Annotated in this window: 13 protein-coding genes; 3 read left to right on the forward strand and 10 right to left on the reverse strand. The window is 40.9% G+C overall.

Features of this window, described 5'->3' with window-relative positions; translation table 11 throughout:
- Positions 1 to 10 precede the first annotated feature (10 nt).
- Positions 11 to 2,380 carry a GAF domain-containing protein gene (locus tag ACEQ81_RS00955; RefSeq protein WP_411028969.1) on the reverse strand — a complete coding sequence of 790 codons (2,370 nt, stop codon included), beginning with the start codon at positions 2,378 to 2,380 and terminating at the stop codon, positions 11 to 13.
- 114 nt (positions 2,381 to 2,494) lie between these two features.
- Here ACEQ81_RS00955 and ACEQ81_RS00960 point away from each other — a divergent pair, with 114 nt between their 5' ends.
- Positions 2,495 to 3,391: a metallophosphoesterase gene (locus ACEQ81_RS00960; protein ID WP_411028970.1), complete on the forward strand. Its 897-nt coding sequence runs from the start codon at positions 2,495 to 2,497 to the stop codon at positions 3,389 to 3,391.
- A 45-nt stretch (positions 3,392 to 3,436) separates the two neighbouring features.
- Here ACEQ81_RS00960 and ACEQ81_RS00965 read toward each other — a convergent pair whose 3' ends face one another.
- Positions 3,437 to 4,159: an energy transducer TonB gene (locus ACEQ81_RS00965; protein ID WP_411028971.1), complete on the reverse strand. Its 723-nt coding sequence runs from the start codon at positions 4,157 to 4,159 to the stop codon at positions 3,437 to 3,439.
- Positions 4,160 to 4,446: 287 nt separating this feature from the next.
- Here ACEQ81_RS00965 and ACEQ81_RS00970 point away from each other — a divergent pair, with 287 nt between their 5' ends.
- Entirely contained in the window at positions 4,447 to 5,079 is a 633-nt protein-coding gene (locus ACEQ81_RS00970; protein WP_411028972.1) for a hypothetical protein, read from the forward strand.
- A gap of 16 nt (positions 5,080 to 5,095) precedes the next feature.
- Here ACEQ81_RS00970 and ACEQ81_RS00975 read toward each other — a convergent pair whose 3' ends face one another.
- A complete protein-coding gene (locus tag ACEQ81_RS00975; protein WP_411028973.1) occupies positions 5,096 to 7,267 on the reverse strand; it encodes an acylase in 2,172 nt (723 codons plus the stop codon).
- 72 nt (positions 7,268 to 7,339) lie between these two features.
- On the reverse strand, positions 7,340 to 7,555 hold the full coding sequence (locus ACEQ81_RS00980) for an alkylphosphonate utilization protein (protein WP_411028974.1): 216 nt from the start codon (positions 7,553 to 7,555) through the stop codon (positions 7,340 to 7,342).
- 146 nt (positions 7,556 to 7,701) lie between these two features.
- Here ACEQ81_RS00980 and ACEQ81_RS00985 point away from each other — a divergent pair, with 146 nt between their 5' ends.
- Positions 7,702 to 9,438 carry an ABC transporter ATP-binding protein gene (locus ACEQ81_RS00985; RefSeq protein ID WP_411028975.1) on the forward strand — a complete coding sequence of 579 codons (1,737 nt, stop codon included), beginning with the start codon at positions 7,702 to 7,704 and terminating at the stop codon, positions 9,436 to 9,438.
- A 38-nt stretch (positions 9,439 to 9,476) separates the two neighbouring features.
- Here ACEQ81_RS00985 and ACEQ81_RS00990 read toward each other — a convergent pair whose 3' ends face one another.
- The 6 genes from ACEQ81_RS00990 to ACEQ81_RS01015 form a co-directional block, all read right to left on the reverse strand.
- Positions 9,477 to 9,806: a 2Fe-2S iron-sulfur cluster-binding protein gene (locus ACEQ81_RS00990; protein WP_411028976.1), complete on the reverse strand. Its 330-nt coding sequence runs from the start codon at positions 9,804 to 9,806 to the stop codon at positions 9,477 to 9,479.
- A gap of 16 nt (positions 9,807 to 9,822) precedes the next feature.
- Positions 9,823 to 10,872: an NAD(P)/FAD-dependent oxidoreductase gene (locus ACEQ81_RS00995; RefSeq protein WP_411028977.1), complete on the reverse strand. Its 1,050-nt coding sequence runs from the start codon at positions 10,870 to 10,872 to the stop codon at positions 9,823 to 9,825.
- A gap of 75 nt (positions 10,873 to 10,947) precedes the next feature.
- Complete coding sequence (locus ACEQ81_RS01000; RefSeq protein WP_411028978.1) at positions 10,948 to 11,187, reverse strand: NifU family protein; 240 nt, start codon at positions 11,185 to 11,187, stop codon at positions 10,948 to 10,950.
- 2 nt (positions 11,188 to 11,189) lie between these two features.
- Complete coding sequence (locus ACEQ81_RS01005; RefSeq protein WP_411028979.1) at positions 11,190 to 12,329, reverse strand: P-loop NTPase; 1,140 nt, start codon at positions 12,327 to 12,329, stop codon at positions 11,190 to 11,192.
- A 157-nt stretch (positions 12,330 to 12,486) separates the two neighbouring features.
- The gene (locus ACEQ81_RS01010) at positions 12,487 to 12,822 is read right to left on the reverse strand and encodes an MGMT family protein (protein ID WP_411028980.1); all 336 of its coding nucleotides are present in this window, start codon (positions 12,820 to 12,822) and stop codon (positions 12,487 to 12,489) included.
- Positions 12,823 to 12,896: 74 nt separating this feature from the next.
- Positions 12,897 to 13,523 carry a LysE family transporter gene (locus tag ACEQ81_RS01015; RefSeq protein ID WP_411030354.1) on the reverse strand — a complete coding sequence of 209 codons (627 nt, stop codon included), beginning with the start codon at positions 13,521 to 13,523 and terminating at the stop codon, positions 12,897 to 12,899.
- Position 13,524: the final 1 nt, after the last annotated feature.

The following is a 13,524-nucleotide window of genomic DNA, read 5'->3' on the forward strand; positions in this document are numbered from 1 at the left end:
AGAGTTATGGTTACGCCTTAAGCTCTTCCATTAAATCGTCGTAGGTATAGGTCTTTTCGGTTTCCTTGCCTTTTTGGTACAGTATTTCTGCCCTAATGGCCTTAAGACCAGTTACCCCTTGGAGTCCCTCGAGTTCTACAATCTCTATATTATTGGTGAAATACCCTTTGGATTTAAGAAAACTGATGTACCTCAAATATTCCAGTTCATCCTTTTTCTGCGAATAGACTATGGCCAACTTCCCTTTTTGGGTTAGCCGTTCATTGGTGCCTTTAACAAAAGATTTATCAATTCTCTTTTTAATGATTTCGTATCGGGCATTGTAGGTACCATCCACATCAAATTGCTTCTCATCCATACGGAAACGGATAGACAACGACGTGTTGTATACTAACACTAAGGAAGAAACATCCAATTGTACTGGTAAATGTGGTTTTAGATTGTAATACCTATTTTCCATATCGCACATTACCTGCAACTGCCACAACCTAAGATTGTTTAAATACAAATGATCAAACTCCTTATCGCTTACAATAGAATCGCCAATATATAGGTTATGCTCAACACCATCCGTTTTGTAACGCTCAAAATAATGTGGAAACATTTCCTGGGCCTCTATTTGTTTTTTGTCTATAACAGCGACCAGCTTTTTATTGATTTGCATTACGCTTTCGTCATAGTTTCTGCGGTGATCATAATAAGACTCCGTACCCTGATCAATTTTGGACTCGTACTCCTCTATGATTTCCACCAGGGAAGCGTCTTTCCTTAAATGGTCTAGCACTGGCCTGATCTCTTCCTTTATAAAATCGAAAATGGCCTGTTCACTATTTGTGTATAGTACCTCTTTTACACTATCGATATGATTGTTAACCCTAAAGATGAGTTCTTCATAAATGGGTAGTTTATTCTTTTTCCAAGCCGCATCGAGTACGTTATTGATCTCGGAAAGCTGAATCATTAAATCGCGTTGAATGGCCGAATTTCTGGCTTGCGAAGAATCTTTAATATCTATCTGCCCGTAAAGTGGATATACATCTTTAAAGACTATTTCCTTAAATGAAGGCTGTCTGCCTTCTAAATCGTCAATAATGAAACGTTTTGCCTCTTCCTGAAATTTCCAATAAACAGATGAATGCACCGAGGTACACTCATTTTGGATTATGGCATCTATTAGATTTTCTTCCTCCGCTTTGGAGCGTAATACCGCAGAAACAATATAGGGCATTACGTCATCCAATTTAGTGGAATTAACGCTATTGAGCTCATTGACCCTGGTAGAGACCAGTTCTAAAACCCCCAAAAGTACTCCATCATTTGCAATGGGTGCAAAAATTGCACTCTTATACCCTTGCTCTTTTAAACTCTTATACGGTGCGATGCCCCCAGAGAGTTTAAAATATTTATCCACATCGGCTATGGCGAAATAGGTGTTTTCTTGCAGTAATTTTGAATAGGAGCCTTGGCACAATGCTTCCTCACAAGATTGTTCATCGTTATCTTGGAGGATAAAACTATCGATGCCCTTGCCGTATACCCTTTCAAACTTATCTTCTTTTGGGTTATAGGTAACAAAACCTACACGTATTTCCGGAAGATTGAAAAAAGATTTAAAGGTTTCCTGAAGATCTACCATAAAGTTTTCACTGCCACGTTTATCACTGGCAATTAACTCTGACTTAATCTCGGATATGGAATGTTCTGCAGTAACATCAAACATATTGGAAATAACAAATCCTTTGGCAATAAAACTATTGGGTGGTATTTTCTCTTTCCAAAGTTCTAAGTTATCCGAATTCTCAAGAAGTTCATCTACGTCTTCTTGGGTAATCTCCTTAACAACATCGGTAGGGATTATTTCCATGAAATCCGCGTTGTATAAAATCCGATAATGGTGCATTACACCATTTTTATCGGGAATATCATAAAAAAATGGTCGTCTAAAATCCAAGTTAAATCCGTAATAGAAACTTAGGATAACCGTACACGCCATTACATAATTTACACCATCTTCCTGATTTCTAATGGTGGGTACAAAGTCCGGGCCTGCTTCGGCCAGTATTTTTCGGAACCGTTTAGAAGAATTAAAGATAAGGTTGTTATAAGGTAAAGAAGCTACCTTAATTTCGTTTTCACCAAGAATCTCAGAAAAAGTATCTTCCAAGATCAAGCTTATTACATCCTCGTACTTCTGTAGTAAGCTTACATCGGTAAAGCCATCTCGCAATTCAGGATAAGGAGCTTGGGCATCCAAAACACGCTTCGCCTTAGCGACCATAAAAGCATCCTTGCTTTTCGCCATGGTATCATAATGCTCCAACAATTTGTTAAAGCTAATCAATCGTGCTAAGGGTAATTCTATGTCCTTATCGCCTACCATTTTAGTATTAGTACCATTAGAACCACCAAAATTACAAAGAAAAATCGTAAATTTTGTTAAAGGAATGTTTATGCCGTTCTGAGGTTTTTTTGGATATTTATGGAAATTTCCGCTATGTCGTCCCGCACAAGGCTAACCAATGCCTACAAAAATGCCCAGGTAATACCCTTTAATAATGACTCAAAATTTGTGTTCTTCAGCGATTGCCATAGGGGGGATAACAGCTTTGCGGATGATTTTGCAAATAACAGAAATATATACTTCCATGCCCTAAAACACTACTTTCAGAAGGGTTTTACCTACTGCGAACTTGGTGATGGGGACGAACTTTGGGAAAACCGTTCTTTTGAGCCTATTTTTGAAGCCCACAAGAATATCTTTCTCCTTATGAAGCAGTATCACCAGGAGGGTCGCCTTCACATGATATATGGCAACCACGATATGGTATACCGCAATCCGGCTTACGTAAAAAAATATTTATATTCCTATTTTGAGCCCAAGGAGGAGCGCAAAGAGACTTTGCTGCAAGATTTAATATACCATGAAGCCATTATTTTAAAACATCGGGAAACAGAACAGGAAATCTTTCTGACCCATGGCCATCAGGCAGATTTTATGAATTACCATGGATGGCGAATCAACCGTTTTTTGGTTCGTGTCTTGTGGAAACCACTTCAGGTTTGGGGCATAGCAGACCCTACTAGTCCGGCCAGAAACCACAAGGAGCTGATAAAAGTTGAAAAGCGTATAAAACGTTGGATTCTTCAGAACAATCTTATCATTACCGTTGTTGGGCACACGCATCGGCCCCGTTTTCCAGAACCTGGTGACATTCCATTTTTTAATGATGGTAGTTGTGTGCACCCAAGGAGTATCACCGGAATAGAAATAGAGGATGGAAAAATGTCGCTCATAAAATGGCAAATAGCCACAAAGGATGATGGCACTTTACAGATTGTCCGTATTTTGTTGGAAGGCCCACAGAAATTAGTGGATTATAAAAGGGCATAGGGCGATTGAGATAACCGCCCCATTACATTTGTCTGGCAAACCAAGTTATAGCATTTTAAAGTGGACCGGTATGCTATAAGGTACCCTTACCGCCCTTCCGCGTTGCATTCCGGGAGTCATTTTGGGCAAGGAAGCCATGATACGACTGGCTTCTTTTTCTAATATCCTATCTGGGCCACGGGTCTTGATACCGGACACATGGCCTTTCGTATCAATTATAAAGTATACAAAAACCTTTCCCTGCAACCCCATTTCCAAGGCACTTTGGGGGTATTTAAAGTTCTCATTTATGTGTTCTTGTATTTTTTTTTGAAAACAGGCCTTTCTCTCCTCGTTATCACCATCTTCGCAACCTGGAAAAACGGGTACGTTCTCAATTACGGCAAAGGGCACCGTAATTTCTTCCTCCAATTCTTCCACAGCTACATCATCCACACTAACAATGGCATCCTCTATGATGGTTTCCTGACTCATTTCAGTACTTTCTATTACTGTTTCCTCAATTTCTGCCACATCTTCAACAATTTGGATTATTTCTGGAGCCGCAGGCGGTGGAGGTGGTGGCGGAGTGTTTATATGCTCTGTAATGGGTACTTCTTCTTTTACATCATCCACTACCTGAACAATTTCTACAAGCGCTTCGTCCTTGTCATATGTTTTAAGCTCCAATGCCCTCCATGTGAGAAAAAGGACAAGGGTAAGGCCAATTACAAAAAAAAGGCCACTATCACGATTTAAATCTACGTTGGGATTCTTTTTTGGTTTCATAACGGTAGCTTTTAAATACTTGAAGTTAAGGTAGATACGACAGAATTACTATGACATTTATCAGGTTTTGTATTACCAGAATTAAACCCAGAATGCTAGTTAGTTATGCTTCTTTAAAACTCAGAAGTATGGCAAATTTGACTACAAGAAGGTTATCATCATATTGAACCCTAGAAATCCAAAATTGATCTGTTCCTAAGGTCCCTCGGCGAATTTAACAGCAATTTAAAACGCTATGGCAGGGTATTTGTTATTTTTGAAAGGTATTTACGACTGCTTATGTGCCTATGAAATTTTTGCTCACAGCTTTGGTAGTATTTATTTTGCCCCTAATTGGGTGGGCGCAGACAGATATTCCATTGTCTCAACCGCTCAATATTGAAGGTGATGTTAACCCCAATCAGGGAACTGCACTTAAGATGCCGTCCATATTGGACAAGAAGCCAACCTATAATCTAAGGGATTCCCTTACTGCCAGAAACATTAAAATGTTACCAGATCGTGAACTGGTAGACGCAGGCCGCGATTTAAAGATAGATCCCAAAATTGGCGAACGGGAAAAAAAGGGGGGTAAAAATACGCACTACGGTGACCAGTATCTGGGTGATGTAAAAACCAGTTCATTGTTTGTGGGTATCGTATGCAGAGACCATGAGTATGTAGACGGAGACCGAGTAAGAATTTATGCAAACGGAACGGTCGTAGAGCCCAATATTCTTTTAACATCGGCATTCAAAGGAGTTAACCTAGACTTGGACAAAGGTTTCAATAGGTTGGACTTTGAGGCGCTGAACCAAGGTTCCTCTGGCCCTAACACCGCCCAGATAGATGTCTATGATGATCATGGGCAATTGATTTATTCCAACCGATGGAATCTTTCTACAGGCTCCAAGGCATCCCTGATTATTGTTAAGGATTAATGCCCGTACGTATCCGCTATCTTTTTCCTGGCTTATAGGTTTCCTTAGCTCTTTTTAATACATCTTCTTTGTAATAGGGAACATCCTTAAATTGTATGTCCGCATAGCGCGATGCCTGATCGTTAAAATGGGGAGATGTAGGATCCCCACTTTGTCCACCTGCCAGTATAGTCTTCGCCTTTACTATATCTCCAAACTCCACTACGGCTACAAAACTATTGCCCCGGGTACCGTAAATTTTCTTGGTGTTGTTCGTATATCTTGCTCCATAGGCCGCCAGAGCGCCCCAACGCCCAGAAGCCATACCAATGGGTATACTGGGTTCATTATCGTTAAAAGGCTGTAGAATGTCTCCGTTTATCCTCTGATAGCGGTTAATTTCGCCCCATGGCGTATCCCAACCGCCAAAATCTTCCTCCAAACCGACTACCGTTTCCGAAAATATGGCCAATCGTTCTTCCAAAGGTGATTGTGTCCCAAAATAAGTCATCAATTCCATATCGCTCATGGCACTCAAAGGGCGCTCTCCCTTTTCGCCGTACAAAGTTCCATAAAAATGTGCCAATGACATGGCCACGGAGGTTTTAGAAGTTTTATAATCCCACGAACGTAGCATTTCTATTGCTTCTTTTAGCTGAGGGTCTTTGGGAAATGATTTATCGTAGGCTTCTATGAGCCCTGGAATGAGCCTTTCAAATGCTGGCAGATACGGATCATGGCCAAGGGCAATTAGACTATCCAGGGTGTATCCGCTTCTGTCCGTTAATAAATCTATGGCATGGACCCCCCTAAAATTCTCCCGGTCCAAAGACATGTACTTTGGGTAATCTTTCTTTTGAGGACTATATTCCAGGGCAGCGGTAAAAGGTGTGGAATTACAATTTTGGATCCACCCGTTGGCCGGGTTCAACAGCAGTATATTTTCATCTACGGAATGCAACCCTTTCCAATCGGTATCAGGATTGCTTCCATCAACCACTTGGGTATAGTCAAAGATCGTATCTCTTACCGGGATAAAATTTCCATGGAAATAGGCAATATTGCCTTCAGCATCGGCATAGACCGTATTGTTGGAGGAGTTGGTACGTATATCCATCATTTTTCGGAAACCGGAATAACCTGTTTGCTTAGTGCGGATATAGGATTGTTCCAGAGCTTTTACCGGTTCCCACATCATGGCAGTAGCTACCCATCTGTCATCTTTCATATGGGTAATGGGTCCGTGATGTGTATGGTAGGCGGGGAAGGTTCGCTGAGCCAGTGTATCACCAGTTTTATATTTTAAGGTGATTTCCGAGATCTGCACTTCGCGCAATTCTTCGCCGTATTTGTAAAACAATTCTCCATCTACTTCCATGATGGTTTCCGCAAATTCGTCCAAAACATCGGTGTAGGTAGACGTATGCATCCAACCTGTTTTTTCATTGAATCCCTGATATACAAAAAACTGGCCCCAGGTTACCGCCCCATATGCATTTAGACCCTCTTCACTTACCGCATGCACTTCTCCCCTAAAGTAGAATGAAGTATGCGGATTAATTAGCAACATGGGATTACCAGACTGGGTTAATTTACCCGAAATGGCCAATCCATTGGATCCTTGTGGCTCCAAAGCCTCCTTCTTCTTTTTAGCTTCTAGTAACAAAGTCTTGGGCATTTGCATTCCACTTTCATAAAACGCCTTTATCTTTTGGGTAGAAATTCGTTCAATATCGCCCCCTATGGATCCTTCACTGAAATACATGGGCATCCAAGGTTCAAACTTTGTGAGTAATCTTGGGGTTACCTCAGGGTGTGTATGTAAATAATAGTTAATACCATCCGCAAAGGCATTGCAAAGTTCCTTAAGCCAAGGTGCACTCTTTTCATAATTTATCCGTGCCTCTTCCTCTGTCATAAACAATTTGGCCCTTAAATCACTATACAAAGCTTTTTCGCCTTCTACCTCTGCCAAACGCCCTGTAGCCCAAATGTAGTTCTGTTCTACCCGGTTAAAATCATCCTCACATTGTGCATAAAGTAATCCGAAGACGGCATCGGCATCGGTTTTACCATAGATATGGGGCACCCCAAAATCATCTCGTATTATAGTTGTATTATCCGCATGTTCTTGCCAACGTTTTAAGTCATCATTGTGGTTCTTGGCCCCACAAGCAGTTAATAATATTAATAAAAACAATATTCTCATAAGTTTAGATTTTTGTGAAACTCTGGTATCGTCATATTTAACCCAACAGTTTTCGAGGGATAATTTGGCAACCTATGGCCATGCTTTTTTTAAAAACTGGGTCTTTAGAACAATTTGAGCTTTCCCGATCCTACATTCCACCTCCTGATTATTGGAAGTTAATCTTATGTTCTTAATAATATTGCCCCTTTTCAGGGTTTTTGACATGCCCTTAATTTTTAAATCTTTGATTACATGCACATTATCTCCATCCTCTAGACTGTTCCCATTACTGTCTTTTACGTCCATATCTTTAAACCTTTGGTTGGTGAAATTAATGGTCTTCCCTTTGAAATACTAATTTTGACTTAAAAAAACAACTCCATGGAAAATGCATGGGAATTACATTCTTTTTTAAAGTAACTTGCATGCTCTAAAATTGCATTACCTGCTTTATGCCCAATAAAAAAGTTAGTATCCTAAAAGCTTTTAAGACCATCATCTGGCCAAGACGTAACTTGGTTTTCATTGGACTATTGCTCATTGTCATCAGCAAAGCGGCAAGTTTTGTAGCTCCCTTATCCCTAAAATATTTGATGGATGATGTTATTCCCAACAAAGATATAGGCCTGCTTAAAATTCTTGTCCTTATTGTAGGTCTAGCCATTCTTGCCCAGGCGATTACCTCTTTTTTATTAACGAAAATCCTAAGTGTACAGGCTCAGTTCTTAATATCGGAATTACGGGCGCAAGTACAGAAAAAAGTACTCTCCTTACCAATTCGTTTTTTTGACAACACCAAATCCGGTGCCTTGGTATCGCGTATTATGACAGATGTAGAGGGTGTAAGAAACTTAATTGGCACAGGACTTGTACAGTTGGTGGGTGGTACGGTTACGGCCATAGTATCGTTGCTGCTTTTGATAGATATTAGCCCGTCCATGACCCTGTTTACCTTGGTACCCTTGGCAATTTTTGCCATAATTGCCTTAAAGGCCTTCAAAATTATACGTCCTATCTTCAGAAATCGGGGAAAAATAAATGCCGAAGTCACAGGCAGGCTTACAGAAACTCTGGGAGGCATACGCGTAATCAAAGGTTTTAACGCTGAGCGCCAGGAGCATACGGTGTTTGAGTCTGGGGTGGACAAATTATTTCAAAACGTAAGACGAAGCCTTACGGCCACTGCGTTTATGACCAGTTCCTCTACTTTTCTTTTAGGTGTAGCAACCACCGGTGTTATGGGCATGGGAGGTTATAAAATAATGATGGACGAACTTACCGTGGGCGAATTTTTGACCTTTACTTTTCTTTTGGGTCTAATGATTGCCCCTATTGTACAAATGAGCAATATAGGTAGTCAGCTTACGGAGGCCCTAGCCGGTCTGGACCGTACTGAAGAACTAATGAACATGACGCCCGAATTGGATGAAAAAGATAGAACCATTGAACTTCAGAATATTCATGGCGATATAGAATTTAACAATGTTTCCTTTGCCTATGAGGAGGACAAGGAGGTGTTGCATAACATAAGTTTTACGGTAAACCGTGGGGATGTGGTGGCTCTTGTGGGCAGCTCCGGCTCGGGAAAATCTACGATAGCAGGCCTTGCAGCCACTTTTTTAAATCCGCTTTCGGGTACCATAACCATTGACGGTTCTGATTTGTCCAAGGTTAGTCTTACCAGCTACAGGCGGCATTTGGGAGTAGTGTTACAGGACGAATTTCTATTTGAAGGCACTATAAGGGAGAATATCTTGTTCCCCAGACCAAACGCATCGGAAACGGCGCTCCACAATGCTGTAAAAGCGGCTTATGTTGATGAGTTTACGGACCGATTTGAAGAAGGTCTTGAAACTTTGATCGGGGAGCGAGGTGTAAAACTGTCGGGAGGGCAACGACAACGTATAGCCATTGCAAGGGCAGTCTTGGCCGATCCAAAAATCTTGATTTTGGACGAGGCAACTTCTAGTTTGGACACCGAAAGTGAAGCATTGATTCAAAAGAGTTTGGCCGAACTAACAAAAGGCCGTACCACTTTTGTTATAGCACACAGATTAAGTACAATAAGAAAAGCCGATCAAATTTTGGTTATCGAAAATGGACGGATAGAAGAGCAAGGGACCCATGAAGAACTTATTGCCTTGGAAGGAAGATACTATAATCTGTTTACTTATCAGGCGAGGATTTAAACCCAACCGAAAATGATGGTATTGTTGTTATAGCATTATTAGCTTTCTGGTGCCAGCTCTACTTCCAAACCTTCCAATTCTGATGTTATATGGATCTGACATCCCAAACGGCTGTTGTCTTCCACATAAAAAGCCTCGGCCAACATAGCATCCTCATCATCCGACTTTTCGGGTAGATTATGATCCGAATGAACATAACACTGGCATGAGGCGCACATCGCCATACCCCCACATACCCCTATGGTACCTTCCGGTGCCAGTTCATAGGACTTAACCACCTCCATAAGGTTCATATTCATATCCGTTGGCGCATCTATCTCATGGGTTACCCCATCCCGATCTTTTATCTTTATTTTTACGTCTTGCATCTACTGTTCTAACTTGCTATTCTATTTTTTTTACTACTGCTTTGGGAGCTTCTTTCTTACTGCCATCAAAACCTTGTACTCCTCCCACGGTGGTATACTTCATGATGTATTTTTTATCCGGAAAAATGCGCTGATACGCACTTTGGCACATAAGCGTCGCCTCGTGAAAACCGCATAAGATCAGTTTCAATTTTCCGGGATAGGTATTTACATCCCCAATGGCATAAATACCAGGAACGTTCGTTTGGTAGTCAAAAGTATCTACTTTTATAGCATTCTTCTCAATTTCTAAACCCCAATCAGCTATTGGTCCTAATTTTGGCGAAAGTCCAAAAAGTGGTATAAAACTATCGACTGATATGGTTACTTCTTTATCCTCTTTTCTTACCACTACGGCTTCCAAATTATCGGCACCTCTAAGTGCTATTACCTCGGCCGGTGTTATTAGATTTATCTTTCCCTGATCTTTCAGTTGTTGTACTTTTTCTACGGAATCCAAGGCGCCCCTAAACTCATTTCTGCGGTGTACCAGAGTTACTTCAGAGGCCACCTCCGACAAAAAAATACTCCAATCCAGGGCAGAATCACCACCCCCGGAAATCAGCACTTTTTTGTTCCTGTATATTTCGGGGTCTTTTATGATATACGCCACACCCTTATCCTCATACTTCTTTAAATTCTCCAACAGTGGTTTTCGTGGCTCAAAACTCCCCAACCCCCCTGCAATCGCCACTATGGGAGCATGGTGTTTGGTGCCCTTATTGGTAGTAACAATAAAGGACCCATCTTCCAATTTCTCAATTGTCTCTGCCCGTTCCCCAAGAGTAAAGCCTGGTTGAAAAGGTCTTATTTGATCCATAAGATTGTCTACCAATTCCCCAGCAAGTATTTCTGGAAAACCGGGAATATCATAAATGGGTTTTTTTGGATAAATTTCTGAGCATTGTCCTCCTGCTTGTGGCAAAGCGTCTATTAAATGACATTTGAGCTGTAACAAGCCAGCCTCAAAAACTGCAAAAAGACCCGTAGGTCCTGCGCCAATAATAAGAATGTCTGTTTTTAACATGGAAAAAGCGTTCTAAAGAATGGCAACAAAGCTATTATGTGATTTGAAAAGGATACATGACTTTTATCATAATATCTAATCCACACTGATAACTTCCTCTATTTGTGGAACGTATTTCTTAATGGTCATCTCCACTCCACTCTTTAAGGTCATCTGATTTACACTACAACCTACACATGCACCTTCCAATCTCACCTTTACCGAAGTATCGTTATCAATGGATATTAAGGAAATATCCCCTCCATCGCTTTGCAAGAAGGGTCGGATTTCATCCAGCGCCTTTTCTATGTTCTGTTTTATTTGTTCCGATGTCATACCTATTTCTTATTAACGGCCGAACAACCCGCCATTGTTGTTATTTTAATTGCCTCCGTGGGAGGTAAGCTCTTGTTTCGTAGTACCACCTGTTGTACCACGTTTTTTGTTATTTCTTCAAAGGATGCCTCTATGGGCGTAGCTGTCTGCATTGCCGCGGGCCTACCTATGTCACCGGCCTCTCTGATACTCTGAACTAAAGGTATTTCTCCTAAAAAGGGGACTTCCAAGTCTTTAGAGAGATATTTTGCCCCTTCTTTACCAAAGATATAATATTTATTGTTGGGTAGTTCTTCTGGTGTAAAATAGGCCATGTTTTCCACGATTCCCAGTACCGGAACGTTTATAGACTCTTGCTGAAACATGGCTACTCCTTTGCGAGCGTCGGCAAGGGCCACTTCCTGGGGGGTGCTTACTATTACAGCACCTGTTACCGGTAGGGACTGCATTATGCTTAAATGTATATCTCCTGTGCCCGGTGGAAGGTCTAACAACATAAAGTCCAATTCGCCCCAATGGGCATCAAAGATCATTTGATTCAATGCTTTTGCTGCCATGGGTCCTCTCCATATTACAGCCTGATCGCGTTGGGTAAAAAAGCCAATGGACAAAATCTTTACGCCGTGATTTTCCACGGGTCTCATTTTAGATTTACCTTCAATATTGATCGCCAACGGTTTTTCATTCGCCACATCGAACATAATGGGTGCAGAAGGACCATAAATGTCGGCATCCAACAAACCTACCTTAAAACCCATTTTTGCCAATGTAGCCGCCAAATTAGCTGTTACCGTAGATTTTCCAACACCGCCTTTCCCAGAAGCAACTGCAATAATGTTCTGGATTCCGGGTATTGGTTTGCCCTTTATTTCGTTCACCTTGGGTTTAGCTGGTGCATCTACCTTAACATTTACAGTAATCTTGGCCTTCTCGTATACCCTCTTATGTATTATTTTTAGTATTTCTACCTCGGTTTTCTTACGAGCTTGTAAACTGGGGTTGGAAACGGTAATATCCACAACCACTTCATCACCAAATACCATTACATTGGTTAGGGCGCCGCTCTCTACCATATTTTGTCCTTCGCCGGGAACGGTTATTTCCTCCAACGCCTTAAGAATATCCTTTTTATCGAGCTTCATGTATTACAACGGCTAGTAGCCTCTAATTAAATTGATTCTAAATTACAAAGATAGGGTATCGGTCGGAGAATAAGAAGCGTCCCAATTGAAAACAAACATAGGTGTATAGGTTAAATTTATCTACTTATACCAGGTTTAGGAATGACGTTTTTCTTGCTTAGATCAACTCTGTTGCCGGATCCCAAAAACACTTTTCAAAATCCACAATCTGATGGTCCACAACCTTTATACCTTCATTTTCCAAAAGCTGTTGCATAAGCGTGGTACCATCAAAATGGTGTTTCCCGGTCAACAGACCCTTACGGTTTACCACTCGGTGGGCAGGAACATCCTCCTTACTTCCAGAACCGTTCATGGCCCAACCCACCATTCTTGCACTTCTTGCCGCACCTAAATACTTGGCAATGGCTCCATAGGAAGTTACCCTACCGTATGGAATTTGACGGGCCACATCATAGACTTTTTCAAAAAAATTCTGATTTTCCGGCTTCATTTTTTAGGATAAAAGAGTGTTTCAATTATTATATCAAAATAGTCGTCTTAACTGCTAAGACCTTTATAGAACAATCAATAAAAAATACGGCCAATCGTAATTACCAAAAGTACAAGCATAAGAGCACTGAGGATATAATTGGAATTTTTTGAAAACTTCCTTGTTTTATTTTCCAACTTATAGAAATAGATCGTATACATATAGAGTACTGAAAATGTACCACATCCGGCCGCCAAAATAAAGACAGCTATGTCCCAAATCTCAAATTTTATCCACCCAGATGATGTCCACATTACGTTAAGTCCGCTATAATACGGAATTGTCAGTAGGTTTAGCGCTGCCAACAATATACCCTTGAAGAAACTGTTCTTTTTGCTCATTTTCACAATCTTCATTTTGGTTTTGGCATTGCGTTTTGCCTTTACAAAAAAGTAGATTGCAAAAAATGCGAAGACTACTAGTGCTATTTTAAGTAGCAGATCAATTACTTCTGGGTTGTTATACAGGAATTTGGATATCATAACGGCAATATATGCCTGGATCATGATCATGGAAGAAACTCCGATACTAAAGATAATTCCGTTTAACTTCCCTTTTTCTACACTGGTTTTGGCGGCATTCATGTTTAACAGTCCCGGAGGCACGGTAGCCATAAAAGCTGCGGAAAAAGTAACGAAGAACAGTATAAGTAGGTGCATTATT

The sequence above is a fragment of the Spongiimicrobium sp. 3-5 genome, from assembly GCF_046557915.1.
Lineage (GTDB): Bacteria > Bacteroidota > Bacteroidia > Flavobacteriales > Flavobacteriaceae > JBHEBG01.